The organism is Subdoligranulum sp. DSM 23681 (genome assembly GCF_057005535.1).
Window position 1 is genome coordinate 389,788 of the sequence record NZ_CM168050.1, and the last position, 26,984, is coordinate 416,771.

Genomic DNA, 26,984 nt, shown 5'->3' on the forward strand with positions numbered 1-26,984 from the left:
CCCTGACCGGGAGCGGGCCCTGCTTTTTTCAACCCCGTTGCGGGGCGGTTTCCTTCATTACTGCTTCAGCGCACGGACAACGCGGTCCAGTTCCTGCTCGTCTTCGCAGACGATCTTGACAGGGCGGCTGTAGTCCAGGCTCATCATGCCGAGGATGCTCTTCGCATCGGCGATGCTGCCCTTCATGTCATGCACGCCAACCTCGTTATAGCATTTGGCAGCGGCAGACACGATCCCCTGTACTTCGGTGAAGTTGGAAACCTTGACTTGTCTTACCATATTGAAGACCTCCATACATATCCCCACGCGCCGGCCTATTCCGGCGCGGGCAAGGCATCGGGAGCCGCGCTCCGTACCTTTGCCTTGCGTGGGTATTATAGCATGATTATCGCCCTGGAATTCATGTTGCAGACAACGGAGGTCTTGTTTTCTACAGGATGCACAAAAGGGCTATTTCTTCATTTTCTGTTTTGTGGGCTATTACAATTTTCAGTGAACACTTCCGCCTTTTTATCACCAGTTTTTATATCATCATTTCTTTATTTTTATATAAAAGTTTTCCATTTTATGGTTTTGGACTTTTTTTCCATATTTTGCACATTCTGTATAGGGGGTGTTCACATCATACGCACAACATTACTCCATAACGAAAAGGTTTTTCGGTACTTCTCCCCCGATCCCGTCATTTTTTACTGTGCAACGCCCTTCATTGTCAGTGCAATGCGTTTTTTTGCCGTATCCACCTGAAGAATCTTCACCTTGACGACCTGGCCGACCTTGAGCACGTCCCGGGGATGTTTGACAAAGCGGTCCGAGATTTGGGAAATGTGCACAAGGCCGTCCTGATGCACCCCGATATCCACAAAAGCGCCAAAATCAATGACGTTCCGTACCGTACCGGTGAGTTCCATACCGGGCTTGAGGTCCTCCATCCCCATAATGTCACTGCGCAGAAGCGGCTTGGGCAGGCTGTCGCGCACATCCCGGCCGGGACGGCACAGTTCCGCTGCGATGTCCATAAGGGTCGGTTCGCCCACACCCAGGGTTTCGCACAGGGCGGCGGCGCCTTTGGTTTTGATGCGGCGGGGCAGCTCCTGCATGGTGTCGGTGCCGATATCGGCGGCGGTGTAGCCGCAGGCATCCAGCAGCCCCTTGGCGGCGGCGTAGCTTTCGGGGTGAACGGCGGTGCCGTCCAGGGGATTCTTGGCACCGGGAAGCCGCAGGAAACCGGCACACTGCTCAAAGGCCTTGGGGCCCAGGCCCTTGACCTTTTTCAGCTGGGCGCGGGAAGTGAAAGCGCCTTCCTCCTCCCGTCGGGCCACGATATTCTTGGCGGTGGCAGCGGTGATGCCGGCCACACGGCGCAGCAGAGGCGCCGAGGCGGTGTTCAGGTCCACGCCCACCGAGTTGACGCAGTCTTCCACCACACCGTCCAGGGTCTCGGTCAGGCGCTTCTGGGGCATGTCATGCTGGTACTGGCCCACGCCGATGGCCTTGGGGTCGATCTTGACCAGTTCGGCCAGGGGGTCCTGCAGGCGGCGGGCGATGGACACGGCGCTGCGCAGGTTCACATCAAACTGGGGAAACTCTTCCGCCGCCAGTTTGGAGGCGGAGTAGACGCTGGCGCCGGCCTCACTGACCACCATGTACTGCAGATGCAGGCCTTTTTCCGCGGCCAGTTCCCGGATAACCTGGGCGGCAAACTCCTCGGTCTCGTGTCCGGCGGTGCCGTTGCCGATGGCCATGAGCTCCACATGATGCTGCAGGACCATGGACTTGATCCTGGCCTTTGCCTGGTCCACCTTCTTGAATTCCGGCACCGGATAGACCACACCGGTATCCAGCACCTTGCCGGTGGGGTCCACCACCGCCACCTTGCAGCCCATACGGTAGCCGGGGTCCAGACCCATGACCACCTTGCCCGGGATGGGCGGCTGCAGCAGCAGCTGGCGCAAGTTATCGCCAAAGACCGAAATGGCCCCTTCCGCCGCCGCGGCAGTGAGGTCGGCCCGCAGCTCATTTTCCAGGCTGGGGTGAATCAGCCGGGTATAGGCATCCTTTGCGGCGGCTTCCACCAGCAGAGCACTGGCACCGCCGGTCTTTTTGCGGGCAAACATCCAGGCAACAATGGCCGCGGCACGCTCGGCATCCACAGCGATGCTGACCTTGAGAAAACCTTCCCGCTCGCCCCGGTCCAGGGCCAGTACACGGTGGCCGGGAATCTTGGACAGGGGTTCGCTGTAATCATAATACTGGGCGTAAACGCTGTCCTCTTTCTTTGCCTGCACGCTCCGGATCTGGCCAAAGGCACGGTAATACCGGCGCAGCTCGGCACGGCAGCGGGCATCATCCGAGATGAACTCGGCAATGATGTCCTGGGCACCGGCCAGGGCGGCGGCCGCATCGGGCACTTCTTCGGTGCAGTAGGCGGCGGCCTCCTGTTCAGGGTCAAAGTCAGCGCGCTGCGCCAGCAGAGCATCCGCCAGAGGCTGCAGCCCCCGGGCCCGGGCGATGCTGGCCCGGGTCTTGCGTTTGGGCTTGAAGGGGCGGTAGATGTCCTCCACCTCCGCCAGAGTCTTGGCGGCAGACAGGGCTGCGGACAGTTCCGGCGTCATGGCCCCCTGTTCACTGATGAAGGATTCCACCTCACCCTTTCGTTTGTCCAGACCGCGCAGATATTCCAGACGGTCCCCCAGGGTGCGCAGAGCCTGGTCATCCATGGACCCGGTGGCCTCCTTGCGGTAACGGGCAATGAACGGGATGGTATTGCCCGCATCGATCAGGTCAATGGCCCCCTGGACGTTCTTGGCGGACAGGGACAGTTCCTGTGCGATTTGTTCGGCGTAGTTGCTCATGGTTTCTCCTTTTTCACTGAAATGACCTTTTATATACTAAAGATATATAAAATTTATGATAGGTGATTTTCGGGCTGCTTCCGGCGGCGCAAAACCAGCAGATAGACCGCATATGCGGCCAGAGCCGTCAGGCTGACGGGCACCGACACGGACAGGCCGGGGGTGCGGTAGGTAAAGAGAATCTCGCTCTCCCCTGCCGGCACCGGTACCGCCATCAGCCCGTTATCCACATTTAGGATGGGCACCTCCTGCCCGTTGACGGTGGCGGTAAACCCGTCATCGTAGGGAACGCTGAAAAAGACCAGCGTGTCTTCCTGCTGGCTGCTCACGGCAGAAAACCCGGTTCGGGTGGCCGTGAAACCGGTCACCCCGCTGGAGCGGCGGTCGGCACAGTCCTGCACATACGTCTCGTAGTCCCGGGATTCCAGCAGGTCCTCCGGCAGCGGCTGGAGGGAGCCGCCCCAGGTTTCGGCCTGTTCTTCGGTGAGGAGCAGGGCTTTCATCAGAACCTGGGCGCGCTCATTTTCCGGCAGATTCTCAAAGCGGTCGGGGGTGATATAATACTCATAGGTAAATCCCATGGGGACCCAATCCTGATTTTCATACACCGCGTAGTGTTCGGTGGAACTGACCAGGGCCCAGCTGCGGGTCATATCGCCTTCCCAGGCTGAGACCTTGTCCTCCGGCACCAGGGTATAGCGCACGCTGAGCAATCCCCGCAGGGCATACAGGTCCATATCCGGTTTGGAACTCACATCCCGGGTGACGCCCACAGAGGGATAGAATTCCAGAATATGGGGCGCCACCGTGGAATGGAAACACTGGATGCAGCTCTTGTCCAGCCAGATGCCCATATTATTGTAGCACTCATAGGCGTCCAGCCGGTAAAAGCCATCCGAGGGCAGAGCGTCGTTCAGTTCGTCCACATCGCCCCAGGTTTCGGCAGGATAGTCCAGGTCATGGTCCCACTGTCCGTATTTGCAAATGGAAATGTGTACGGTACCGTACACAAAGGTAAACCCCAGGATACCCGCCAGAAGCACCGAAGAAAACCGGCGGGGACGCCGCAGGCCGTAGCGCAGCAGCAAGGCAAACAGCCCCACCCCCAACAGGCTGAGGATGAACAGTCCCCAGAAACGGTACTGGTTATCCACCACGCCCAGCACAAAATTGCCGTCCTCGTTGGCGTTGGGCACCAGGGCAAAGGCGGCGGCGGAAACGGTCACCACAGCTGCCAGCCCCAGGGCCCGGGGGACTTCCGTTTCCCGCACGCCTTCGTGGCGCAGGGCCATGGCACTGGCCGCACACAGAATCAGGATGGGCATGTAGTACCAGCGGGCGTAATAGCTGGAATTGAGGGCGTAAAAGGCACTGTTGAGCACCGGCACGAAGGCACAGACCACACAGACTTTCAGGATCCGGGTGAAGGGGTGCCGCCGCCAGACCCGGCAGAAGGCCAGACCGGCCACGATCCCCACCACCGGCAGATACGCCGTCAGGCTGGTCCATTTGGTGATGCCCTGGGTAAACAGGTCGGTGAGATAGGGCGCATCCGGCGCCATAAAGGCACTGTACAGGATGGCCAGATACTGCTGGGGATTGCCGTACACCAGATAGCCATATCCATTGAAAGGATCGATGGTTCGTGGATTCTGCAGAAGAGACAGACCCGCCGGAAGGAGCAGTACACACCCCATGGCACAGCCCAGCAGGGTTTCCAGGGCAAGGCGGCCAAACAGGCGCAGGGTCAGGCGATACCGCTTTGACAGGCACATGCACACAAAGTAGACGACCAGAAACACCGCCTGTCCTGCAAAGAAGAAATAATTGTTGAGCAGGTTCAGGGCCGCCCAGAAGGGGAACCGGCCATATTTACGGTCCAGCACCGCCTCATCCAGGGCATTGAGCATATATGGGAACAAAGCCGGGGCGTCCAGAAAGAAATAAAAGAAGATGTTGTAGATATTGAATCCGCAGAATGCGTACAGCACGCCGCCGATGATACTCCATTCCTCACTGCGCACCCACCGGCGCATCCAAAGGTAGGCCCCGCCCCCTGCCACGGCAAATTTCAGGCAGAGCATTGGCACCATGGTAAAGGGCATCCAGCGGGCAGGGATGAGGATGGTCAGCCAGAAAAAGGGCGATCCCAGGCAATAATAGGAGTAGGCGTTGAGGAACCCGCTGCCCAGGTCGGTGGCCCAGCTGAAAGAACCGCCCTGCTTGACGAAATCGTTGGCGTAGGCGTAGAACGGGATCATCTGGTCGTTGAAGTCGCCTGCATAATGGAAGAAGCCGCCGGTGACCCCGTCAATGATGCAATGGGGCACGAACAGAACGGCCGCCAGCACCAGACAAAGGCCGAACACCTGCCAGTAGCAGGTGCGGCGCGCACGCAAAGGCAGCAACGACATGGAAAAACCCTCCTTTGGACGGAAAAAACCGTTTTCCAACGCCGGGGAATGTGGTATACTGAATCTATTGTTTCAGAAAGGATCTGCTCAGATGAAAACGTTTCCCTTTAACGCCCTGCTGGGGCGGATGAAATACATCACACGATGGGCTTTGATGCGCAATGGCCGGCCCGAAAGCCTGAGCGAACACACCGCCGACACGGCTCTCATCGCCCATACCCTGTGCCTGATCGCCCAGAACTGCACCGGTACGGGAGCCGGCATCCGACCGGACACGGTGGCCACCGCGGCACTGTACCACGATGCCCCGGAGATCCTGACCGGAGACATGCCCACGCCGGTAAAATACAAGAACGATGCCCTGCGCACCGCCTACAAGGCAGTGGAGGCGGAGAGCGCCCGGGCTATGGCCGGACTGCTGCCCCCGGAATTGCAGAACACCGGGGTGCTGTATCTGACCGGGACCGTGCTTTCCGATGCGGAGCGCAAACTGCTGAAAGCGGCGGACCGGCTTTCGGCCCTGATCAAGTGCATAGAGGAAAGTCAGGCCGGCAACCGGGAATTCGAGGCGGCCATGGCGCAGCAGCGTCAGGCGCTGGTGGACATGCACTGTCCGGAAGCCGACTATTTCATGGAGCATATGCTCCCCTGCTACACCCAGAACCTGGACGAGCTGACCCGGGGACGGTTCTGAGCCTTACTCCTGACAGCGGTAGACCGCGTCGATGAGTTTGTCCACATCCTCAAAATGAGACAGGGTGGCACAGGCACGGCGCAGGGCGGCCGCCCCGCGCAGGCCTTTCATATAATGCATGGCCTGACTGCGGGCCTGGGGCATGGCCGCCCACTCCCCTTTTTCCTCACACATTTCGTAGACCTGGTTGCGAAGGGCGGTCATCCGCTGGTTGAGGGTGGGCTGCGCCGGCTGGGGCTGACCCAGCATGGCAGCCCGTACCCGCTCAAACAGCCAGGGATCCCCCAAGGCGCCCCGGCCGATCATGACACCGTCACAGCCGGTGCGTTCCATCATCTCCATGGCGCCCTCGGCGGTGGTGATGTCGCCGTTGGCCAGTACCGGGATGGACACCGCCCTTTTCATCTCGGCGATGGCTTCCACGTTCACCGGCGGGATGTACATCTGTTCCCGGGTGCGGCCGTGCACCACCAGAAGGTCGGCGCCATTTTCCTCACAGGCCGCAGCCACCCGGGGACCGGTCAGGTGTTCCTCGTCCCAGCCGATGCGCATCTTGACGGTGAGAGGGGTATCCGGGCCCAGAGCCTGTCGGGCGGCTTTGACCATAGCCCCGCACAGATCCGGGTCCAGCATCAGTTTGCTGCCCGCTCCGCTGCCGGTGATTTTGGGCGCCGGACATCCCATATTGATATCCAGGATATCGAATTTGACGCCCTTTTCCCGCACAATGGCAATGGCATGGGCCAGGATCTCCGGCTCGTTGCCGAACAGCTGGATGGCATATACCCCGCCGGGGGCATCATCCCGCAAAAGCTGCACACTTTTATGATCGCCGAAGGTGATGGCCTTGGCACTGGCCATCTCGCTGACGCTCCAGACCGCACCGTGCCGCATCATAAGATGCCGGCAGGCGGCGTCGGATAATCCGGCCATGGGGGCGAACACCGCTCCCGCCGGGATATTCAGGTTTCGTAACTGCATGGGGACCTCTTTCTTACAAAACGGTACGGGCGCCGTGCGCCCGGTCAGATTATTGTACCACACTCCCCACAAGTTCGCAATTTGTGATATACTGGTTCCGGCTGTTTCAGCCGAACTTTTACAACGGAGGACAAAATGAAACTGCTGGTACTGGATGGCAACAGCCTTTTGAACCGCGCATTTTTCGGCATTCGGGTACTGACCACCAAGGACGGAAAGTACACCAATGCCATTTTCGGATTCCAGAATATTCTTCTGAATCTGCTGGCAAACCACAGCCCCGACGCCGTGGCCATTGCCTGGGACGAACGTGCCCCCACCTTCCGCCACAACGCCTTTGACGGGTACAAGGCCACCCGTCACGGTATGCCCCCCGAACTGGCCGAGCAGATGCCGGTGATGAAGCAGCTGCTCACCGACCTGGGATTTGCCCAGGTGAGTCTGGCCGGATGGGAAGCCGACGACATCCTGGGCACCCTGTCCGCCGCCTGTGAGGCCGCCGGCGGGCAGACCCTGCTGGCCACCGGGGACCGGGACAGCTTGCAGCTGGTGGACGACAACACCACCGTTCTGCTGGCCACCAACAAGGAGACTCTTGTCATGGATCCGGCCGCCATCCGGGAAAAGTACGGGGTGGAGCCCATTCAGCTCATTGAAGTGAAGAGCCTGATGGGGGATTCCTCGGACAACATTCCGGGCGTGCCGGGAATCGGCGAAAAGACCGCCCTGGCTCTTGTCCAGAAGTTCGGCAGCCTGGAAGGGGTGTACGAGCATCTGGACGACAAGGCCATCAAACCCAAGCAGCGGGAAAAGCTGGCAGCTTCCCGGGAGATGGCCGACCTCTCCCACATGCTGGGCACCATCCGCCGGGATGCCCCCATTGACACCGACCCGGAGCATTACCGCCGGACCAAGGGAGACCCCGCCGCCGCAGCCAAGCTGCTGGCGGAACTGGAAATGCACAAGCTGGCCGCCCGCTGGGGGCTGAACCAGGCGGAATCCGCCGAACAACCCCAGGAAGAACTGCCGAAGGTGACCGCCTCTGCCCTGCCTCTGGTGCCGGAAGGCCGGTATTATCTGGCCCGCACCGCCGGTAAGGAGGGCGGGGCCTGGTATGCCGTGCAGGGCAGCGAGGTGTTCGCCCTGGACGAAAGCCGTCTGCCCGGACTGCTGGACAGCAGCGCCGATCTGTTTGTGTTTGATGCCAAGCCTTTGTACCGGCTGGCCTTGGAGCACGGCGGCGTGGGAGCCGCCATCCGGTTTGACGGCAAGCTGGCCGCTTACCTTTTGAATCCGTCCGCCAGTGATTACCAGGTAGCGCCTCTGGCGGCAGAATACGGTGTTGCCCCTGCCTTTGCCTGCGAGGAATACCCGGATGCCGGCGTGCTGGCCGCTGTGTGCGACACCCTGGCCCAACACCTGGATGAGCAGGGGCAGCACAGGCTGCTGGCCGAGATGGAACTGCCCCTGGCCCGGGTGCTGGCGGACATGGAACGCATTGGCTTTGCGGTGGACGCCGAGGGCATCCGCGCTTTCGGGGACAGTCTGCGGGCGGAACTGGACGGGATTCTGCGGCGCATCTACAACGCCGTGGGGTATGAGTTCAATCTGAACAGTCCTAAACAGCTGGCCGAAGCCCTGTTTGACAAGCTGGGGCTGCCGCCCCGCAAAAAGACCAAGAGCGGGTATTCCACCGACGCCGAGACGCTGGAAAGCCTGCGCCCCTACAGCGAAGTGGTGGACGACATCCTGAAATACCGCACCTATGCCAAGCTGCTTTCCACCTATGTGGAGGGACTGCTGAAAGCCCAGGGGCCGGACGGGCGCATCCATTCCACCTTCATCCAGACCGAAGCCCGCACCGGGCGCATCAGCTCCACCGAACCCAATCTGCAGAACATTCCCATCCGCACCGAGCTGGGCAGCCGTCTTCGGGGCTACTTTGTGGCCGGGGAGGGCTGCACCCTGGTGGATGCCGACTATTCCCAGATCGAGCTGCGGATCCTGGCCCACATCACCGGCGACGAGGCCATGTGCCATGCCTTCGCCTCCGGGGCGGACATCCACCGCTCCACCGCGGCCAAGATCTACCACATTCCGGAAGAGGAAGTCACCCACGAGCTGCGCAGCGCTGCCAAGGCCATCAACTTCGGCATCATGTACGGCAAGGGGGCCTTCTCCCTGGGTAAGGACCTGAACATTCCGGTGAAGGAAGCCGAACGGTTTTTGCAGACCTATCTGAACACCTTCCCCAGTGTGGACGGATATATGAAAGACTGCATTGCCCACGCCAAGGAAAAGGGATATGTGGAGACCCTCTTCGGCCGCCGCCGGCCTTTGCCCGAGCTGGCCAGTTCCAACTTCCAGGTGCGCAGTTCCGGCGAGCGGATGGCCCGCAACACCCCCATCCAGGGCACGGCCGCGGACATCATCAAGCTGGCCATGGTCCATGTGTGGCAGCGGCTGCGGGACGAAGGCCTGCGGTCCCGGCTGCTCTTGCAGGTGCACGACGAACTGATTGTGGAAGCACCGCTGGAGGAAGTGGAACAGGTCAAGGCCCTGCTGAAGCAGGAGATGGAGCAGGTGGTGCAGTACCGCGTGCCCCTGACCGCCGAGGTGGGAACCGGCAAGACCTGGCTGGAAGCACACTGAATATAAAAAGAGGACTGGGATTTTTATGTATATACTGGGATTTGAATCCACCTGTGACGAGACCGCAGCCGCTGTGGTCAAGGACGGGCGGGAAGTCTGCTCCAACGTCATTGCCACCAGCGTGGCCGAGCAGGCCCTGTACGGCGGCGTGGTGCCGGAGATCGCCAGCCGCCGCCATGCGGAAAACATCAGCGCCGTGGCCGAAAAGGCCCTGGCGGATGCCAACCTGACCATGGCAGACATCGACGCCGTGGCCGTGACCTTTGCGCCGGGGCTGATCGGTGCCGTGCTGGTAGGGGTCAACTTTGCCAAAGGGCTGGCCTACGCCGCCGGCAAGCCCCTGGTGCCGGTGCACCATCTGCGCGGCCACATCGCGGCCAATTATCTGACCCACCCGGACCTGAAGCCGCCTTTCCTGTGTCTGGTGGCCAGCGGCGGGCACAGCCACATCGTACTGGTGCAGGACTGGTGCCGGTATCAGATCCTGGGCCGCACGGTGGATGATGCCGCCGGCGAAGCCTTTGACAAGGTCGCCCGCACCCTGGGCCTGCCCTACCCCGGCGGCCCCAGCGTGTCCCAGGCGGCCCGCACCGGCGACCCCCATGCCTATCGCCTGCCGGTGCCCCATGTACAGGGCAAATACAACGTGAGTTTTTCCGGGCTGAAGACCGCCGTGGTCAACGAGGTCCACAACGCCCAGCAGCGGGGCGAGACGGTGAGCGTACCCGATATGGCAGCCAGCTTCCAGGAGCGCATTGCCCAGATCCTGGCCAAGAAGCTTCTGGCCGCCGCAGCCGACACCGGCGCCAAGACCGTCTGTCTGGCCGGCGGCGTGGCAGCCAACGGACGGCTGCGCCAGCTGGTGAATGACGGCGTACAGAAGCTGGGCGCCAAGGTGTATCTGCCCGAGCTGAAATACTGCGGAGACAACGGAGCCATGATCGCGGCACAAGGGTATTATGAGTATCTGGACGGCAACCTGGCCGACTGGACCCTCAACGGCCTGCCAACCCTGGAGATCGACTACCGGTGAGGGGTTGCGTTCTACGGCTATCTATTGTAAAATATGGGATTGTAACATTCGATTTGGGGTGTCATTATGTCTGAAGAAAAATTTTCCAATTTTATAACCGAGGTCATCGATGCCGACCTGGCCGAAGGCAAGGTCAAGGAGATTCACACCCGGTTCCCGCCGGAGCCCAACGGCTACCTGCATATCGGTTCCGCCAAGGCCATCTACATCAACTACATGGTGGCCAAAACCTACGGCGGCAAGTTCAATCTGCGCTATGACGATACCAACCCTGCCCGGGAAGACGACGAATATGTACAGAGTATTCTGCGCGATCTGAAGTGGCTGGGCGCTGAACCCAACGGCGGCATCTTCTACGGCAGCGATTACTTTGAAAAGTGCTACGAGTACGCTGAGAAGCTCATCGAAGAAGGCAAGGCCTATGTGGACGACCTGACCCGGGAAGAGATGCAGGAGTACCGCGGCAACGATGCAGGCAAGCCCAGCCGGCCTTCCCCCTACCGTGACCGCACGCCGGAGGAGAACCTGGACCTGTTCCGCCGCATGCGCGCCGGCGAGTTTGCCGACGGCGAAAAGACCCTGCGCGCCAAGATCGATCTGGCCAGCCCCAACATGAACCTGCGTGATCCGGCCATCTACCGCATCAAGCACGTGCATCATCACCGCCAGGGCGACAAGTGGTGCATCTATCCCCTGTACGACTTTGCCCATCCCATCCAGGACGCCATCGAGGGGATCACCCACTCCCTGTGCAGTCTGGAATTTGAGAACCATCGCCCGCTGTATGACTGGGTCATCCGGAACATCTTCGGCGGCGAATTTCCCAAACAGCGCGAGTTTGCCCGCCTGAACGTGACCAACACCGTCATGAGCAAGCGGTATCTGCGGGAACTGGTGGAAAAAGGCATTGTGGACGGCTGGGACGATCCCCGCATGCCCACTCTGAGCGGTCTGCGCCGCCGGGGCTACACCCCCACCAGCATCTTTGAGTTCGTACGCGGCGCCGGCATCTCCAAGGCGGACAGTCTGGTGGATATGCGTCAGCTGGAAGCTGTGCTGCGCGCCGAGCTGGAACTGAGCGCCCAGCGCCGCGTGGCGGTTCTGGACCCGGTCAAACTGATCATCGACAACTACCCCGCCGACAGCTGCGAATATTTTGACCTGCCCAACAACCCCAACCGGGAGGCCAACGATTCTTCCACCCGGCAGGTGGCCTTCACCAGGGAAGTCTGGATCGACCGCAGTGACTTCTTTGAGGTCCCGCCGCCGAAGTTCAAGCGCCTGACCCTGGGCAGCGAAGTCCGCCTGATGGGTGCCTATCTGGTGCGCTGCACCGGCGTGGACAAGGATGCGGAGGGTAACATCACCGCCATTCACGCCGAGGCCGATCTGGAGACCCGCAACGGCAACCCCGCCGATGGCCGCAAGGTCCGCGGCACCATCCATTGGGTGAGCTGCGAACACTGTGTGGATGCCGAGGTGCGCCTGTATGACAAGCTGTTTACCGAAGCCAACATGAACAGCATCCCCGACGACGCCGACTTCAAGGATTATCTGAATCCGGAAAGCGTCACCGTCATGCCCCATGCCAAGCTGGAAAAGAGCCTGGAAGGCGCACAGCCCGGTGAACGGTTCCAGTTCGTGCGCACCGGTTACTTCACGCCAGACAGCCATGATCCGCATGTGTACAACCGCATTGTGATCCTGAAGGACAGCTTCAAATTGAACTGATTGATCTGAATATACAAAATAGGCCATAGAAAAGCCCCCAACTGTTCGGAATTTCCGGAAAGTCGGGGGCTTTGTTTGTACGATTTTTTTACGACTTTACGACTCAAATGCGACCTAAATTCATACTGTATTTTACATTATTATGCAGTATCACACATAAAGAAAACCGCGCAACAATGAGATTTCCTCATGTATACGCGGTTTTCTTTTGGCGGAGTAAGAGGGATTTGAACCCTCGCGGCCCGTTAAGACCCTACGCCCTTAGCAGGGGCGCCTCTTCGACCTCTTGAGTATTACTCCAAGTCAAAGTGATTCATCTATTCACTTTTTACAAAAAATGGCGGAGAGGATGGGATTCGAACCCATGGTCCGCTCGCGCGAATCGCTGGTTTTCAAGACCAGTTCCATAAACCACTCGGACACCTCTCCATAGTGGCTCCACCACAATGCGAGAATTATTTTAGCACAGGGTCTTCTCCCTGTCAAGAGGATTTTTTTCTTTTCTTGCAAAAAATGTATCTTTCCTGTTTTGCCCCACTTGCAATGGGACAGATGAACCGATATACTAAAGGACAGGAAAATGGTAAGGAGGATGCCGTATGCGTTTGTTCGATGTTCTGGGTCCGGTGATGACCGGGCCTTCCAGCAGCCATACAGCCGGTGCCGTGCGCATTGGATTGACGGCCCGAAAACTGCTGGGAGAACAGCCCGCCCAGGCGGAGATACTTTTGCACGGCAGTTTTGCGGCCACCGGGCGCGGACACGGCACCGACAAAGCACTGGTGGCCGGGTTGCTCGGCATGCAGCCGGATGACGAAAACATTCCCCGCAGCTTCACTCTGGCCCGTCAGGCAGGAATGCTGTTCACCGTGGGAACCATCAATCTGCGCGGCGCCCACCCCAACACTGCCCTGCTGCGTCTGCGCGGTGCGGATGGGCACAAGCTGGAAGTGATGGGATCTTCCATCGGCGGCGGGCGGATCAACATCTGCAAGATCGACGGCATCACCACCAATTTCGGTGCCGACCACGATACCCTGATCGTACACAATCTGGATACCCCCGGCCATGTCTCTGCGGTAACCACCTGTCTGAGTGAGCACCATATCAATATTGCCACCATGCAGCTGTATCGCTCCGCTGCCGGCGGTTATGCCGTGATGGTCCTGGAATGCGATCAGCCCATCCCGGCCGAGATCGTGGAAGAGCTGCGCCGCATGCCGGGTATTGTAAAAGTGACAAGTCTGAATCTGTAAAGGAGAACAAGATGGCATATACATCGGTGCGGGATCTGCTGAACGCCTGCAAAACATCCGGCATCCCCATGGACGAGATGATCCTGCGCAGCGATCTGGGCGAAAGCGGCCTGACGGAAGAGGAATCCCGGGCAGAGATGCGGCGTCTTTGGAAGGTCATGACCGAGACCAGCCGCAACTACCGGGCCGAAGACCGATCGGCCAGCGGTTTTGCGGGTGGTGACGCCGCCAAAGTGGAAAAAGCGGCTGCCGCCGGAATGCTGTACAGCAGCGGGTACTATGCCGAGGTGATTTCCGAAGCGCTGAAAACCGCGGAGTGCAATGCCTGCATGAAACGTATTGTGGCCGCCCCTACCGCAGGCAGCTGCGGGGTTCTGCCTGCGGTGCTGCTCCCCTTGTGGCGTGCCGGGGCCTTTGAGGAAGAATCCATCTGCCGTGCGCTGTATGTAGCTGCGGGATTCGGGCAGATTGTGGCCTCCCGGGCCACTCTGGCCGGCGCCGAAGGCGGCTGTCAGGCAGAAGTGGGTGCAGCTTCCGCCATGGCCGCCGCCGCACTGGTCTATCTGAAGGGCGGCACTGCCGAAGCCTGCGCCGAGGCCTTTGCCCTGGCCCTGACCAACCTGGAAGGGTTGGTGTGCGACCCGGTTGCCGGACTGGTAGAACTGCCCTGCATCAAGCGCAACGTGATCGGTGCAGTAAACGCCGTTTCTGCCGCCGACATGGCCTTGGCCGGCGTGGTGGGCCATATCCCCGCCGACGAAGTCATTGATGCCATGGCCGAGGTGGGGGCTGCCATGAGCGCCGATCTGCGGGAAACCGGTATTGGCGGATTGGCGGGCACCCCCACAGGGCAGGCCATCCGGGAGATCGTGACCATGGCCGGGGACAACGAGTGAGTGTCCCCGGCTCTCTGCCGCGGGTTCAATCGTAATCGTATTCGGGACTCTCGGCGGCCCTGTTGTCCAGATAACGGGCCAGCCGTTCCATATCTGTAAAACTGATGCGGCCGGTATCCGCCAGCGCCCCCAGCATGGCCTTCAGGTCTCCCCGGTACAGCCGCTGCAGATGGGCCGCACTGACCGCTCCGCAGTAGGTGACCTGCCGCACCAGCGGCGTATAAATATTCCGGTTGCCCTGTTTTTCTGACCGGACAAAATGCTTGTTTTCCAGCCGGAGGAGGAAATTGAGAAGAGTCGAATCCGCCCAGGTGCAATCTGCGGGCAGACAGGCTGCAATTTCCCGCCGGGTGGCAGGCTTTCCGCAATTCCACAAAGCGGTCATGACCTGTTCTTCGCTGTGAGAGAGTGTTTCCATTGCGCTGCGCTCCGCTTCTTTTACGTTTGTGGTTGTTTTTCTGTCATTTATTTTACATTTGTGGAAGATATTTTGGCAAGACGAAAATGTGCACAAAGTTGGTGACACATTTTCGTCTATTATTTTATCTTTTATTTTACGTTTGTAAAAGAAAGTGTATCTCATTCATGTACATTTGTCGTCCTTGTTTCCAAGACACCGGCCGGGATGGGTTCTTTTCGGTATTTTGCCGGTAGGTTTTTGCTTGCGGCCTGGATTTTGCACGGCGTATAATACGGATATCGGGCCGCCAAAGCCCGTACATGTGTGAAAGAAATCAGAGGAGGGGTTTCCCAATGGCGAGAGTGTATAATTTCAGTGCCGGACCTTCGATGCTGCCCGAAAGTGTGCTGCGCAAGGCGCAGGCTGAACTGCTGGATTATCACGGGTCCGGTCAGAGCGTGATGGAGATGAGCCACCGCAGCAAGTGGTTTGATGATATCATCAAGAACATCGAGGCCTCCATGCGGCGGGTGCTCAACGTCCCCGACAACTACAAGATCGGCTTTTTCCAGGGCGGCGCCACCCAGCAGTTTGCCATGGTGCCCCTGAACTTCATGACCACCGGCACCGCCGATTATCTGGTCACCGGCAATTTCAGCAAGAAAGCCGCCGAGGAGGCCGCCAAGTTCGGTACCGCCCGCATCGCAGCTTCCAGCAAGGACAGAAACTTCACCTATATCCCTGACGTGAAGGCCATCGACTACGACCCCAACGCCAGCTACATCCACATCTGCCAGAACAACACCATCTTCGGCACCACTTTTGCGGAGGTGCCCCAGGTGGAAGGTATTCCCCTGGTGGCGGACATGAGCTCGATGATCTTCTCCGAGCCCACCGATGTGACCAAATACGGCTGCATCTATTTCGGTGTTCAGAAGAATGTGGCCCCCGCCGGCATGGCCGTGGCCATCATCCGGGAGGATCTGCTGGGACACAGCGCCAAGGGCATTGCCCCAGAGACCATCCCCACCATGATGAACTATACCACCTTGCTGAAGGCGGACAGCATGTACAACACTCCGCCCTGCTGGTGCATCTACATGACCGGCCTTGTCATGGACTATCTGGAACATGAGGTGGGCGGCCTGGAAGAGATGAAGAAGATCAACGAGGCCAAGGCCAAGGTTCTGTATGACTATCTGGACAGCCAGGACTTCTTCAAGAATCCGGTGGAAAAGCCCTACCGCAGCCGGATGAATGTGACCTTCACCTCCCCCACCCCGGAACTGGACAAAGCTTTCTGCGCCCAGGCCGCCGAGGAAGGGCTGCTGAACCTGAAGGGGCACCGCCTGGTGGGCGGCATGCGGGCTTCCATCTACAACGCCATGCCGCCTCAGGGCGTGCAGAAGCTGGTGGAATTTATGGAGAAGTTCCGCAAGGAAAACGCCTGATTTTTTCAAAAGCAAGTCACAGGAGGGCTGAACGCCGATGTATACCATTAAAACCATGAACGCCATCTCCCCCGTAGGGCTGGCCAAGCTGCCTGCCGGGATGTTTGAGATCGACAACGATGCCGCAGAGCCCCAGGGCATTCTGGTACGCAGCGCCGACATGCACGAAGCACCCCTGCCGGAAAGCCTGCTGGCCATTGCCCGGGCAGGCGCCGGCACCAACAACATTCCCATTGACCGCTGCACTGAGGCGGGCATCGTGGTGTTCAACACCCCGGGTGCCAACGCCAACGCGGTAGCCGAACTGGTCATCGGGGCGCTGGTGGGCGGCAGCCGCAACCTGCCCGACGCCATCCAGTGGGCCAAGGGTCTGAAAGGCAGCGCCACCCTGGCCAAGGATGTGGAAAAAGGCAAGAAGCAGTTTGTGGGTCCCGAACTGCGGGGCAAAACCCTGGGTGTCATCGGCCTGGGAGCCATCGGTTCCCGGGTGGCCAATGCCGCCGTGGCCCTGGGCATGGAAGTTCTGGGCTATGACCCCTACATCAGCATCGACGCGGCGTGGAGCCTGTCCCGCAGCGTACAGCACTGTGTGGCGCTGAGCGACATGCTGCCCCGGTGCGATTATCTCACCGTGCATGTTCCCTATATGCCGTCCACCAAGCATACCGTCAATGCCCAGACCCTGGCCATGTGCAAGGACGGTGTCCGGGTGCTGAACTTTGCCCGGGGTGAACTGGTGGACACCGCCGCCATCCTGGACGGTCTGAGCACCGGCAAAGTGGCTTCCTACTTCTGCGATTTCCCGGCAGAGGAACTGCTGGGGGTACACGGTGTGTACTGCACGCCTCACCTGGGCGCCTCCACCCCCGAGAGCGAGACCAACTGCGCCGTGATGGCGGCCAACGAGCTGAGCGACTATCTGCGCAACGGCAACATCACCCACAGTGTGAACCTGCCCGACGTGCAGCAGCCCCGCCTGGGCGGACGCCGCATCTGCATGATCCACAAAAACGCTCCCGGCGTCATCTCGGCCATCACCGGGGTGCTGACCGCTGCCAACCTGAACATCGAAAACATGGTGAACAAGAGCAAGAAGGATGTTGCCTACACCATGCTGGATGTGACCGGCAATCTGGATGACGGTCTGGCCAAACAGCTGGCCGCCATTCCGGAAGCCATCCGGGTGCGGATTCTGTAACCACTTCTCCTCCCAACATAGAAAAACAGGTGTCTCCGGCTTGCGCAGTCGGAGACACCTGCTTTTTGGCTGATGGGGATGGGTTCAGCGGGTATACTGAGAGATCATGTGATCCAGGTCTTTCAGCGCCTTTTCGGCCCCGCGGGTCATCTTGTTCATGGTCTTGCGCATCTGGCGGCGGTCCTGGGTGGCCACATACACGGCGGCAGCGCCCATGGCGGCCCCCATGGCGGCGGTGGCCATACTGGTCATGGTGGTACTTTTCATGGTAATACGGCTCCTTTCGGTGTGAATCTTCCCGGTTTTGCGGGATCAGTGATAGTTTTCCAAACAGATTCGCCATTATGCGTCTTTTTTTCTCCCGGGCGATATGGTAAAATCATCTCAACCGCCCGAAAAGGGCAAAATCTCCACGAAAAGAGCGTGCGTTCCATGTCAGTTGCCCCCAAAACCGTCCTGTGTATCCACGATCTGCCCGGTTTCGGACGAGCCGGCCTGTCGGTCATCGTCCCCATCCTGTCGGCGATCGGCGTGCAGGCCGTGGCGTTGCCCACCGCTGTTCTGTCCACCCATACCGGCGGACTGGGGGCTCCGGCCAGACTGTCCAGCCCGGGATACGGTCCCGCTGCCCTGGCCCATTACCGCCGGCTGGGCATCAGATTCGACTGCATCTATTCGGGGTATCTGAGCGAGCCGGAACAGGCCTTGCTGGTGGAGCAGGCCATGGAATACTGGCCCGACGCCCTGACCGTGGTGGACCCGGTGATGGGCGACAACGGCCGGATGTACAGCGGTCTGGCCCAGGAGATGGTCCCCGCCCTGTACACCCTGTGCAGCAAGGCAGACATGATCCTGCCCAATGCCACCGAGGCGGCCCTGCTTTTGGGAGAGCCTTTGCCCGTCCCCGGCGCTGTGACGCCGGAAGCCGCCGCCGCTGCCGCCGAGCGGCTGACCCGTGTCTGCCCCCAGGTACTGCTGACAGGCGTTACCGCCGGACACAGCATCGTCTGTGCCGGGGCGGACAAAAATGGTGCGGCCTATACCGTGCGGACCCCGCTGATCCCCCGCCTGTTCCACGGAACCGGCGATATTTTCGGCGCGGTGCTGGTAGGGCGCCTGCTGCAGGGCAATGTTCCGGAAGCCGCCGCCCAGGCTGCCGCCGTCTTTGTGGGCGACTGCCTGCGCGCCACCCCCGAAGGTGCCGACGAGCGTCTGGGCGTGTGGCTGGAATCGGTATTGGGACGCCTTGTGCCCAACATCTGAGAATTTCCACTATCTACCATAAGGAAGTTAAATTCTATGCCTGTTTTGAACATCGTACTGGTCGAACCGCAGATCCCCCAGAACACCGGCAATGTGGCCCGCACCTGCGCCGTCACCGGTGCCAGACTGCATCTGGTAGGGCCCATGGGATTCAAGATCGACGACAAGAAATTAAAGAGAGCCGGTCTTGACTATTGGGGTCAGCTTGATATAACATACTATCAGAGCCTTTCGGAATTTATGGAGGCAAACTCCGGTCCGTTTTTCTATTTTTCTTCCAAGGCGACCCACCGGCACACGGATATTGCCTATCCGGACGGTGCGTATCTTGTCTTTGGACGTGAAGACGCCGGCCTGCCCGAAGAGCTGCTGGCTGCCAACCCCGATTCCTGCGTGCGCATCCCCATGCGCCGGGGGGGAGCGCTGCCTGAACCTGTCCAACTCTGTGGCAATTGGGGTATACGAAGCTCTGCGTCAGTGGAACTTTGCGGATCTGGAAACACAGGGACAACTGACCAAATTTAAATAGAAGTGAGAGAAGTGAGTGCACCGATGGAACGTAAACTTGCGATCATGACCGATTCCAGCTGCGACATCCCGAAGGATATGGCCGAGAAGTACGGCATCGACGTTTATGACTTCCCGATCAACATTGACGGGAAGGAGTATTTTGAGCGTCGGGACCTGACCTGCGACCAGTTCTACGAGCTGATGCGCAACGCCCAGGGCGTACCCACCACGGCCGCCATCACGGCCATGCAGTGGCTGGAGATCTATACCCGCTACGCCGACGAAGGCTATACCGACGTGCTGCATGTGAGCATCAACAGCGGCGGTTCCGCCACCTACGGTTATGCCCAGCAGGCGGCTGCCCAGCTGGCAGAGGAGCGCCCTGACTGCACCATGAAGATCCACCTGGTAGACAGCCATACATATTCCATGGTGTTCGGCTACTATCTGTGCGAATGCGCCCGCAAGCTGCGCAACGGCGGCGAGCTCCACAGCTGCATTGCCGAACTGGAACACAAGCTGGCCTGTGTGGAAGTCTGTCTGGCCGCGTACAGTCTGAAACAGATGAAAAAGTCCGGCCGCGTTTCGGCTGCCGCCGCTTTCGCGGGCGAGCTGCTGGGCCTGCGCCCCATCATCAGCCTGAACGACGGCATCAGCCACGTGGAAGCCAAGGTCCGCGGTGACGCCGCTGTCCCTGTGGCCATGCTGAAATGGGTCAAGTCCCGGGTGGACGACATGCGTCAGACCCCCTACCTCATCGCCTACACCTCCAGCACCGAAAAGCGGGACGAGCTGCTCAAGCTGTGCAAGAAGGAATTCGGACACGCACCTCTGGGCGTGTTCCAGCTGGGCGGCGCCGTCAGCGCCAATACCGGGCCCGATGCCATCGCTGTGGTTTTCGAGGGCAAGCCCCGTCGTCTGGCGGACTACCAGCCTTCCCTGCCCTGACCTATTTGCTCTTGCGGGCCGTCACCCCCTGTCGGGCGGCGGCCCTTTTTGCTGCGCTGTTTTGCTTTGCGGTATCTGATTTTTGTGTGAAAAGGACGTGAATCCCATGCAGACGAGCGACACCCTGACCCTGCGGGAGTGTGTGCTGGGCGACCGCCCCTTCTACCGCCATGTGGCGGTGGTGGTCATGCCCATCATTGTGCAGAACACCCTGTCCAATGTGATCAGCCTGCTGGACAATGTGATGGTGGGCCAGGTGGGCACCCTGCCCATGAGCGCCGTGGCCATCATCAACCAGCTTCTGTTTGTGTACAATCTGGTCATCTGGGGCAGTCTGGCCGGAGCCGGCATCTTCGGCGCCCAGTTCTTCGGCCAGGGAAATATGGAAGGGGTACGGCAGACCTTCCGCATCAAGCTGGTCACCGCCGCCATCCTCACCGCCGGGGCCCTGCTCCTGTTTGCGGCAGCGGGAACCCCGCTCATCGAGCTGTACCTCAGCGGCGATACCTCCCCCGCCGATGCGGCCGCCACCCTGGGCTATGCCCGGGACTACCTGTGGGTGATGCTCATCGGGCTGATCCCCTTTGCGGTGACCCAGACCTATGCCGGCACCCTGCGGGAATCCGGCCAGACCACCCTGCCCATGCAGGCCAGCATGACCGCCATGGTGGTGAACTTCATCTTCAACGGCCTGCTGATCTTCGGCCTGTTCGGGCTTCCGGCCCTGGGCGTGGTTGGCGCCGGCATTGCCACCTCCATTTCCCGTTTTGTGGAGTGCGCCATTGTGGTGTCCGGCTCTCACCGCAGCGTGGAGCGGTATCCCTTCTTCTCGGGGGTGTACGCTTCCTTCCATATTCCGGGCGCCCTGGTACGGCAGGTGGCGCTGAAAGGCGCGCCCTTGCTGCTCAACGAATTTCTGTGGAGCGTGAGTCAGGCGGCCCTGCTGCAGTGCTACTCGGTGCGGGGCATCCAGGTGGTGGCGGCGCTGAACATCTGCAACACCATCACCGTCATCTTCAACGAGGTGTTCCTCTCCCTGGGCAACGCCACCGCCATTCTGGTTGGCCAGGAACTGGGCGCGGGGCGCAAGGACGGTGCCCGCCGCACCGCCTGGCGGATGATCGTGCTCAGTGCTTTCAGCTGTCTGGTCATGGGCAGTCTGCTGGCGTTGTTCAGTCCCCTGATCCCCCATGTCTACAACACCGAAATGTCCATCCGACTGCTGGCGTCCAGCCTGATCCGGGTCGCTGCGCTGTGCATGCCCCTGTTCGCCCTTTCCAACGCCATGTACTTCACCCTGCGGTCGGGCGGCAAGACCTTTGTCACCTTCCTGTTCGACAGCTGCTTCACCTGGGCCGCCAACGTGCCCATGGCCTTTGTTCTGACCCGGTACACCGGGCTGGACATCGTTCTGGTCTACTTCATGGTGAACGTGCTGGACCTGATCAAATGCATCCTGGGCTTTGTGCTGGTCAAGCGCGGGTCCTGGGTGAGAACCATTGTGGAATAACCGGATTTTTCCGGCAGCAAACCTGCCCCGGCATCTTGCAAGGTGCCGGGGTTTTTGTTATAATAGCTTTTTGTTGAGCAACTTAGGATTTTAGGCTCCGCCGCCCGGTTTTGCACCGTGCGGCGACAAACCGGCCGGGGCTGGCGGTCCCGTATCCGGTCAAAATCTATCCGCCGGAGTATTGTACTATGATGAAATGGATTATCGTGTTCGTGGCCGCTGTGCTGGCGGTCTTTCTGGGTGTGCGTCTGGCCATGCGCCGGGACGACTCCGCACAGGGCAGCGCCCTGCGCACCAACCGGATGGTTCGCTGCGCCATGATCGCCGCCGTGTATGTGGTGCTCTGTCTGGCGCTGCAGCCCTTCAGCTACGGCGCCGTGCAGGTCCGTCTGGCGGAGGCCCTGTGCCTGCTGCCGGTGTTCGGCCCGGAATACATCGTAGGCGTGACCCTGGGCTGCCTGCTGGCCAACGCCCTGGGCTCCACCGTCATTGACGTGGTGTTCGGCACCCTGGCCACCCTGCTGGCCTGCCTGGTCACCTACGCCCTGCGCAATGTGCGGGTGAAGGGTCTGGCCCTGCCCGCTTCCCTGCCTCCGGTACTCTTCAACGCCCTCATCGTGGGGTGGGAGATCAGCGTCTTCTTCTCCGACACCCCCGCCACCCTGCCCGTCACCCTGTTCAACATGCTGACGGTGGGCATTGGCGAAGTGATCAGCTGCTGCATCCTGGGTGTGCTGCTGGTCCGCCTGATTGAAACCAACCGCGAGCTGAAAAAGCTCTTTGTGGAACCCGTGAAGCATCCTGCGGCCTGAGACCGCACCGAAAGGAGGACGTCATGCGCCCCGAACTGATTTTATGGGATTGGAACGGCACCTTGCTGGATGACGCCAGACTCGGCCTGGATGCGCTCAACCGTCTTTTGGCCCGCTTTGGCTACCCCCAGCGGTACGACATGGCGTCTTACCGGAAGATCTTCGGATTCCCCGTGGAAGACTATTACCTGCGCGCCGGGATGGATTTTTCCCGGCACCCTTTTTCTGTCCTGGCCGAAAGCTATATGGCCGACTACATCCCCCACGCCACCGCCTGCACCCTGGCACCGGATGCCCGACAGGTCCTGCAGACGTTTGCGGACGCCGGACTGCGGCAGGTCATCCTGTCCGCCTCCCCCGTGAACGTACTGGAAAGTCAGGTCCGGGAGCGAGGCGTCCGGCCCTATTTTGACCGGCTGCTGGGGCTGGGAGACATCTATGCCAAGAGCAAGGTGGACCTGGGTCTTGGCTATCTGCACGAAAGCGGCATGGACCCCGCCCGTGCGGTCATGATCGGCGATACGGTGCACGACTTTGAGGTGGCCCGGGCCATGGGCGTGCGGTGCGTGCTGCAATGCGGCGGGCACCAGAACGCCGAGACCCTGGCCGCCACCGGTGCACCGGTCTGCGATACCCTGGGCGACGCAGCCGCCCTGATACTGGAGGAACGTTGAAATGCAGTCAAAAAGCAGCAACATTATGGGGGCGTTTCTGACCATGTTCGGGGCCGCCTGCTGGGGGATCTCGGGTTGTACGGGACAGTATCTGTTCACCCGGCAGGGCATGGACGCTTTCTGGCTGGCCCCTATCCGGCTGTTCCTGGCCGGCGTCCTGCTGTGCGGGTACTTCCTGATCCGGAACCCCAAACTGCTCTTTGCTCCCTGGCATGGCCGCCGCAACATCATCGACCTGCTGATCTACGGCATCGCCGGGGTCAGCGGCTGCCAGATGCTCTACTTTACCACCATCCAGCTGGCGGGGGCCGGCATGGCCACCATTTTGCAGAACATCTCCCCGGTGTTCATCCTGATGGTGGTATGCTGGCAGGCCAGACGGATGCCTCGCGGTTTTGAGGTGGGCTCGGTGATTCTGGCTCTGGTGGGGCTGTTCTTCCTGACCACCCACGGCAGTCTGGACGGACTGGCCGTGAGCCCCGAAGCCCTGGTCACCGGTCTGTGCTGTGCCGTGTGCGTGGTGATCTACACCGTGTGGCCCCGGAATCTGCAGCAGCAGTTCCCCACCCCGGTTTTGCAGGGTTGGGCCTTCCTGGTGGGCGGCATCCTGTTCAGCCTGATCTGCCGTCCCTGGGAGAGCGGCTATGTGCCCAATGCCATGGGCTGGCTGGGCATTGCGGTGGTGGTGATCATCGGCAATGTGGTGGCCTTCTGCTGCTTCATGCAGGGCGTGAAGATGGTGGGCGCCCAGAAAGCCAGCCTGTACAGCTTTGCGGAGCCGGTGACGGCCGCCGTCATCAGCACCCTGGGGCTGGGGTCCGCCTTCACCTTCTGGGATGCACTGGGCTTCGGGTGCATCTTCCTGATGCTGGTCCTGCTGGCAAAACCGGAACACCCTTCCGCCCGTGCTGCCAAACCGGCTGAAGCCCGCACCTGAACGCTGCTGCGACAAAAGAATATGCCAAAATACACCCGTGCAAGGTTTGACACAGACCCTTGCACGGGTGTATTATATTGGAGTGTATCAACTGGCATACGACTAAATCGACCGCCCCGCAAGGCGGCAGAAATGATAGGGGTTCACATATGTCTTTTATGGAGAAACTGTTCGGAACTTTTTCCGACAAGGAACTCAAGCGCATCAAACCGCTGGCCGATAAGGTGCTGGCTCTGGAGCCGGAGATGCAGAAGCTGACCGACGCCGAGCTGCAGGCCAAGACCCCCGCTCTGAAAGAAAAGCTGAAGAACGGCGCCACCCTGGACGAGATCCTGCCTGAGGCATTCGCCGTCTGCCGGGAAGCCGACTGGCGTGTTCTGGGCCTGAAGCCCTACCCCGTGCAGGTCATCGGCGGCATCGTGCTTCACCGCGCCTGCATCGCCGAGATGCAGACCGGTGAAGGCAAGACCCTGGTGGCTACCATGCCCGTCTACCTCAATGCCCTGACCGGCGAGGGCGTGCACGTGGTCACCGTCAACGACTATCTGGCCAAGCGCGACAGCGAATGGATGGGCAAGGTCTACCGCTTCCTGGGCCTGACCGTGGGTCTGGTGATCCATTCCGTCACCCCTGCCGAGCGCAAGAAGGCCTACGAGGCTGACGTCACCTACGGCACTAACAACGAATTCGGCTTTGACTATCTGCGGGACAACATGGTGGTCTACAAGGCCAACATGGTCCAGCGCGGACATGCCTATGCCATCGTGGACGAGGTGGACTCCATCCTCATCGACGAGGCCCGTACCCCGCTGATCATCTCCGGCAAGGGCGAAGATTCCAGCGTGATGTACAAGCGCGCCGACGACTTTGCCAAGACCCTGAAGAAGAGCGTCATTGTGGAGCTGGACGACAAGGTGGCCGCCGAGGAACAGGTGGACGGCGACTATGTGGTGGACGAAAAGCACAAGAGCTGCACCCTGACCGAGAGCGGCGTGCAGAAAGCCGAAGCCTGGTTCGGCGTGGACAACCTGGCCGACGCCGACAACATGACCCTGCGCCATTACATCGACCAGGCCATCAAGGCCCGGGGCGTCATGCACCGCGACACCGACTACATCGTCAAGGACGGCGAAGTCATCATCGTGGACGAGTTCACCGGCCGTCTGATGTACGGACGCCGCTACAACGATGGCCTGCACCAGGCCATCGAGGCCAAGGAAGGGGTCAACGTGGCCGCCGAGAGCAAGACTCTGGCCACCATCACCTTCCAGAACTACTTCCGCATGTACAAGAAGCTGGCCGGCATGACCGGTACCGCTTCCACCGAGGCCGACGAATTCAGCGAGATCTACGGTCTGCAGATCGTCAGCGTGCCCACCAACAAGCCCCGGGCCCGCAAGGATCTGCCGGACAGCGTATACAAGACCGTCAAGGGCAAGTATGACGCCGTCATCAACCAGATCGTGGAATGCCATGAGAAGGGCCAGCCCGTGCTGGTGGGCACCGTCAGCGTGGAGAAGAGCGAGACCCTTTCCAAAATGCTGAAGGCCCGCGGCGTGCCCCACAACGTCCTGAACGCCAAGCACCACGAGCGCGAGGCGGAGATCGTGGCCCAGGCCGGCAAGCAGGGCGCCGTGACCATTGCCACCAACATGGCCGGCCGTGGTACCGACATCATGCTGGGCGGCAACGTGACCTATATGGCCAAGGCCACCCTGCGCAAGGAACTGGAGCGCAAGCTGGCCCAGGACGACGAAAAGATCGAGGCCGAGTATCAGGCAGCCCGCGCCGCCGCCAAGGCGGCCAATCAGCCCCTGCCCGAAAAGCCGGCGCCGGTGGATCATTCCGCCCGCCTGGACCTGCTGCTCACCGAAGCCGACGGCCATGCCGACACCGAGGATGCCGAGATTCTGGCTGCCCGCAAGCGGTTTGACGAGCTGGTGGCCGAATATGAGCCCGAGGTGAAGGCGGAAGCCGAAGCTGTGCGTGCCGCCGGCGGCCTGTTCATCATCGGCACCGAGCGCCACGAGAGTCGCCGTATCGACAACCAGCTGCGCGGCCGTGCCGGCCGTCAGGGTGACCCAGGTGCTTCCCGTTTCTTCCTGAGCCTGGAAGACGATCTGATGCGCATCTTCGGCGGTGAGCGGGTACAGAATATGATGAACTCCCTGGGCATCGACGAGGACATGCCCATTGAGAACAAACTCATCACCAACACCATCGAAAGCGCCCAGAAAAAGCTGGAAGCTTCCAACTTTGCCATCCGTAAACAGGTGCTGCAGTACGACGATGTCATGAACCAGCAGCGCGAGATCATCTACAAGCAGCGTCAGATGGTGCTGGACGGCGAGGATATCTCGGACAAGCTGCATGAGATGATGCGGGAATCCATCGACGAGAGCTGCAACTCTTTCCTCAGCGGCGATGTGCCGGATGACTGGGATTTTGCCGCCCTGCGCCGCCATTATATGAACTGGCTGTGCCTGCCCACTGACTTCAACTACTCCACCGAGCAGCTGAGCAATGTCACCAAGGAAGAAGTGGCCAAGACCCTGTATGACCGGGGCATGCAGATCCTGCAGGCCAAGGAAGCCAAGTACGGCTCCAAGACCATGCGGGAGCTGGAACGCATCTGCCTGCTGCGCAATGTGGATACCAAGTGGATGGACCACATCGACAACATGGATCAGCTGAAGCAGGGCATGGGTCTGCGCGGCTACGGCCAGCACGACCCGGTGGTGGAATACCGTCTGGAAGGCTTTGCCATGT

General features: G+C 60.2%; 20 protein-coding genes, 2 tRNA genes, 2 pseudogenes and 1 riboswitch. Of the genes and pseudogenes, 16 read left to right on the forward strand and 8 right to left on the reverse strand.

All coding sequences use genetic code 11. The features are described from left to right. Positions 1 to 57 precede the first annotated feature (57 nt). The 3 genes from AC127K_RS01910 to AC127K_RS01920 all read right to left on the reverse strand — a co-directional run bounded on the left by AC127K_RS01910 (position 58) and on the right by AC127K_RS01920 (position 5,269). Complete coding sequence (locus AC127K_RS01910) at positions 58 to 279, reverse strand: HPr family phosphocarrier protein (RefSeq protein ID WP_294539101.1); 222 nt, start codon at positions 277 to 279, stop codon at positions 58 to 60. 410 nt (positions 280 to 689) lie between these two features. After that, a complete protein-coding gene (locus AC127K_RS01915) occupies positions 690 to 2,855 on the reverse strand; it encodes a Tex family protein (RefSeq protein WP_483721369.1) in 2,166 nt (721 codons plus the stop codon). Positions 2,856 to 2,908: 53 nt separating this feature from the next. Next, the gene (locus tag AC127K_RS01920; protein ID WP_483721370.1) at positions 2,909 to 5,269 is read right to left on the reverse strand and encodes a YfhO family protein; all 2,361 of its coding nucleotides are present in this window, start codon (positions 5,267 to 5,269) and stop codon (positions 2,909 to 2,911) included. Positions 5,270 to 5,360: 91 nt separating this feature from the next. On the opposite strand from AC127K_RS01920, the gene yfbR reads away from it, so the two are divergent. Beyond that, positions 5,361 to 5,963 (forward strand): 5'-deoxynucleotidase, encoded by a 603-nt coding sequence (gene yfbR, locus AC127K_RS01925; protein ID WP_294539091.1) that lies wholly within the window; start codon positions 5,361 to 5,363, stop codon positions 5,961 to 5,963. Positions 5,964 to 5,966: 3 nt separating this feature from the next. Here the strand turns inward: yfbR and dusB are convergent, their stop codons facing one another. After that, positions 5,967 to 6,944, reverse strand: a complete 978-nt coding sequence (gene dusB, locus AC127K_RS01930) for a tRNA dihydrouridine synthase DusB (protein ID WP_483721371.1) — start codon at positions 6,942 to 6,944, stop codon at positions 5,967 to 5,969. Positions 6,945 to 7,079: 135 nt separating this feature from the next. On the opposite strand from dusB, the gene polA reads away from it, so the two are divergent. The 3 genes from polA (at position 7,080) to AC127K_RS01945 (ending at position 12,360) form a co-directional block, all read left to right on the forward strand. After that, entirely contained in the window at positions 7,080 to 9,596 is a 2,517-nt protein-coding gene (gene polA / locus AC127K_RS01935; RefSeq protein ID WP_483721372.1) for a DNA polymerase I, read from the forward strand. Positions 9,597 to 9,621: 25 nt separating this feature from the next. Further along, complete coding sequence (gene tsaD / locus AC127K_RS01940; protein WP_483721373.1) at positions 9,622 to 10,629, forward strand: tRNA (adenosine(37)-N6)-threonylcarbamoyltransferase complex transferase subunit TsaD; 1,008 nt, start codon at positions 9,622 to 9,624, stop codon at positions 10,627 to 10,629. A 66-nt stretch (positions 10,630 to 10,695) separates the two neighbouring features. Beyond that, a complete protein-coding gene (locus AC127K_RS01945) occupies positions 10,696 to 12,360 on the forward strand; it encodes a glutamine--tRNA ligase/YqeY domain fusion protein (protein WP_483721374.1) in 1,665 nt (554 codons plus the stop codon). 209 nt (positions 12,361 to 12,569) lie between these two features. Here the strand turns inward: AC127K_RS01945 and AC127K_RS01950 are convergent. Beyond that, positions 12,570 to 12,660: transfer RNA gene (locus AC127K_RS01950), tRNA-Ser, on the reverse strand. Positions 12,661 to 12,698: 38 nt separating this feature from the next. Further along, a tRNA-Ser gene (locus AC127K_RS01955) sits at positions 12,699 to 12,789 on the reverse strand. Positions 12,790 to 12,959: 170 nt separating this feature from the next. On the opposite strand from AC127K_RS01955, the gene sdaAB reads away from it, so the two are divergent. Together sdaAB and sdaAA are read left to right on the forward strand one after the other, a co-directional pair. Beyond that, the gene (gene sdaAB, locus AC127K_RS01960) at positions 12,960 to 13,616 is read left to right on the forward strand and encodes an L-serine ammonia-lyase, iron-sulfur-dependent subunit beta (RefSeq protein WP_294541695.1); all 657 of its coding nucleotides are present in this window, start codon (positions 12,960 to 12,962) and stop codon (positions 13,614 to 13,616) included. An 11-nt stretch (positions 13,617 to 13,627) separates the two neighbouring features. Then, entirely contained in the window at positions 13,628 to 14,512 is an 885-nt protein-coding gene (gene sdaAA, locus AC127K_RS01965) for an L-serine ammonia-lyase, iron-sulfur-dependent, subunit alpha (RefSeq protein WP_483721375.1), read from the forward strand. A gap of 25 nt (positions 14,513 to 14,537) precedes the next feature. Here the strand turns inward: sdaAA and AC127K_RS01970 are convergent, their stop codons facing one another. Beyond that, complete coding sequence (locus AC127K_RS01970; RefSeq protein ID WP_294541690.1) at positions 14,538 to 14,930, reverse strand: BlaI/MecI/CopY family transcriptional regulator; 393 nt, start codon at positions 14,928 to 14,930, stop codon at positions 14,538 to 14,540. Between the two features lie 335 nt (positions 14,931 to 15,265). Between AC127K_RS01970 and serC the strand changes: the two genes are divergently transcribed. Together serC and AC127K_RS01980 are read left to right on the forward strand one after the other, a co-directional pair. Next, positions 15,266 to 16,363: a 3-phosphoserine/phosphohydroxythreonine transaminase gene (serC, locus tag AC127K_RS01975; RefSeq protein ID WP_483721376.1), complete on the forward strand. Its 1,098-nt coding sequence runs from the start codon at positions 15,266 to 15,268 to the stop codon at positions 16,361 to 16,363. A gap of 37 nt (positions 16,364 to 16,400) precedes the next feature. Then, complete coding sequence (locus AC127K_RS01980) at positions 16,401 to 17,561, forward strand: phosphoglycerate dehydrogenase (protein WP_483721377.1); 1,161 nt, start codon at positions 16,401 to 16,403, stop codon at positions 17,559 to 17,561. Positions 17,562 to 17,645: 84 nt separating this feature from the next. On the opposite strand, the gene AC127K_RS01985 is transcribed toward AC127K_RS01980, so the two are convergent. Continuing rightward, a complete protein-coding gene (locus AC127K_RS01985) occupies positions 17,646 to 17,828 on the reverse strand; it encodes a hypothetical protein (protein ID WP_294541680.1) in 183 nt (60 codons plus the stop codon). Between the two features lie 165 nt (positions 17,829 to 17,993). On the opposite strand from AC127K_RS01985, the gene AC127K_RS01990 reads away from it, so the two are divergent. From AC127K_RS01990 to secA, 8 genes and pseudogenes are all read left to right on the forward strand, one after another. Next, entirely contained in the window at positions 17,994 to 18,824 is an 831-nt protein-coding gene (locus tag AC127K_RS01990; RefSeq protein WP_483721378.1) for a bifunctional hydroxymethylpyrimidine kinase/phosphomethylpyrimidine kinase, read from the forward strand. A gap of 36 nt (positions 18,825 to 18,860) precedes the next feature. Then, positions 18,861 to 19,353 (forward strand): annotated as a pseudogene (locus tag AC127K_RS01995) (tRNA (cytidine(34)-2'-O)-methyltransferase). A gap of 23 nt (positions 19,354 to 19,376) precedes the next feature. Beyond that, positions 19,377 to 20,282 carry a DegV family protein gene (locus AC127K_RS02000; RefSeq protein ID WP_483721379.1) on the forward strand — a complete coding sequence of 302 codons (906 nt, stop codon included), beginning with the start codon at positions 19,377 to 19,379 and terminating at the stop codon, positions 20,280 to 20,282. 106 nt (positions 20,283 to 20,388) lie between these two features. After that, a complete protein-coding gene (locus AC127K_RS02005) occupies positions 20,389 to 21,792 on the forward strand; it encodes an MATE family efflux transporter (protein ID WP_483721380.1) in 1,404 nt (467 codons plus the stop codon). 75 nt (positions 21,793 to 21,867) lie between these two features. Further along, a riboswitch (PreQ1-III riboswitch) is annotated at positions 21,868 to 21,971 on the forward strand. Positions 21,972 to 21,980: 9 nt separating this feature from the next. Continuing rightward, the gene (locus tag AC127K_RS02010) at positions 21,981 to 22,604 is read left to right on the forward strand and encodes a QueT transporter family protein (protein WP_366776804.1); all 624 of its coding nucleotides are present in this window, start codon (positions 21,981 to 21,983) and stop codon (positions 22,602 to 22,604) included. Positions 22,605 to 22,627: 23 nt separating this feature from the next. Next, complete coding sequence (locus AC127K_RS02015; protein ID WP_483721381.1) at positions 22,628 to 23,278, forward strand: HAD family hydrolase; 651 nt, start codon at positions 22,628 to 22,630, stop codon at positions 23,276 to 23,278. 1 nt (position 23,279) lies between these two features. Further along, a complete protein-coding gene (locus AC127K_RS02020; protein WP_483721382.1) occupies positions 23,280 to 24,215 on the forward strand; it encodes a DMT family transporter in 936 nt (311 codons plus the stop codon). A 158-nt stretch (positions 24,216 to 24,373) separates the two neighbouring features. After that, positions 24,374 to 26,980: pseudogene (gene secA, locus AC127K_RS02025) on the forward strand (preprotein translocase subunit SecA); the annotation flags it as partial. Between the last annotated feature and the right edge of the window lie 4 nt (positions 26,981 to 26,984).

Coding starts and splice junctions, on each gene's coding strand:
- AC127K_RS01980 (WP_483721377.1), top strand. CDS start 16,401: ATGTATACCATTAAAACCATGAACGCCATCTCCCCCGTAGGGCTGGCC.
- AC127K_RS01920 (WP_483721370.1), bottom strand. CDS start 5,269: ATGTCGTTGCTGCCTTTGCGTGCGCGCCGCACCTGCTACTGGCAGGTG.
- AC127K_RS01970 (WP_294541690.1), bottom strand. CDS start 14,930: ATGGAAACACTCTCTCACAGCGAAGAACAGGTCATGACCGCTTTGTGG.
- AC127K_RS01915 (WP_483721369.1), bottom strand. CDS start 2,855: ATGAGCAACTACGCCGAACAAATCGCACAGGAACTGTCCCTGTCCGCC.
- sdaAB (WP_294541695.1), top strand. CDS start 12,960: ATGCGTTTGTTCGATGTTCTGGGTCCGGTGATGACCGGGCCTTCCAGC.
- yfbR (WP_294539091.1), top strand. CDS start 5,361: ATGAAAACGTTTCCCTTTAACGCCCTGCTGGGGCGGATGAAATACATC.
- AC127K_RS01910 (WP_294539101.1), bottom strand. CDS start 279: ATGGTAAGACAAGTCAAGGTTTCCAACTTCACCGAAGTACAGGGGATC.
- AC127K_RS01945 (WP_483721374.1), top strand. CDS start 10,696: ATGTCTGAAGAAAAATTTTCCAATTTTATAACCGAGGTCATCGATGCC.
- AC127K_RS02020 (WP_483721382.1), top strand. CDS start 23,280: ATGCAGTCAAAAAGCAGCAACATTATGGGGGCGTTTCTGACCATGTTC.
- AC127K_RS01990 (WP_483721378.1), top strand. CDS start 17,994: ATGTCAGTTGCCCCCAAAACCGTCCTGTGTATCCACGATCTGCCCGGT.
- dusB (WP_483721371.1), bottom strand. CDS start 6,944: ATGCAGTTACGAAACCTGAATATCCCGGCGGGAGCGGTGTTCGCCCCC.
- AC127K_RS02010 (WP_366776804.1), top strand. CDS start 21,981: ATGATGAAATGGATTATCGTGTTCGTGGCCGCTGTGCTGGCGGTCTTT.
- polA (WP_483721372.1), top strand. CDS start 7,080: ATGAAACTGCTGGTACTGGATGGCAACAGCCTTTTGAACCGCGCATTT.
- AC127K_RS02000 (WP_483721379.1), top strand. CDS start 19,377: ATGGAACGTAAACTTGCGATCATGACCGATTCCAGCTGCGACATCCCG.
- AC127K_RS02005 (WP_483721380.1), top strand. CDS start 20,389: ATGCAGACGAGCGACACCCTGACCCTGCGGGAGTGTGTGCTGGGCGAC.
- sdaAA (WP_483721375.1), top strand. CDS start 13,628: ATGGCATATACATCGGTGCGGGATCTGCTGAACGCCTGCAAAACATCC.
- AC127K_RS02015 (WP_483721381.1), top strand. CDS start 22,628: ATGCGCCCCGAACTGATTTTATGGGATTGGAACGGCACCTTGCTGGAT.
- AC127K_RS01985 (WP_294541680.1), bottom strand. CDS start 17,828: ATGAAAAGTACCACCATGACCAGTATGGCCACCGCCGCCATGGGGGCC.
- tsaD (WP_483721373.1), top strand. CDS start 9,622: ATGTATATACTGGGATTTGAATCCACCTGTGACGAGACCGCAGCCGCT.
- serC (WP_483721376.1), top strand. CDS start 15,266: ATGGCGAGAGTGTATAATTTCAGTGCCGGACCTTCGATGCTGCCCGAA.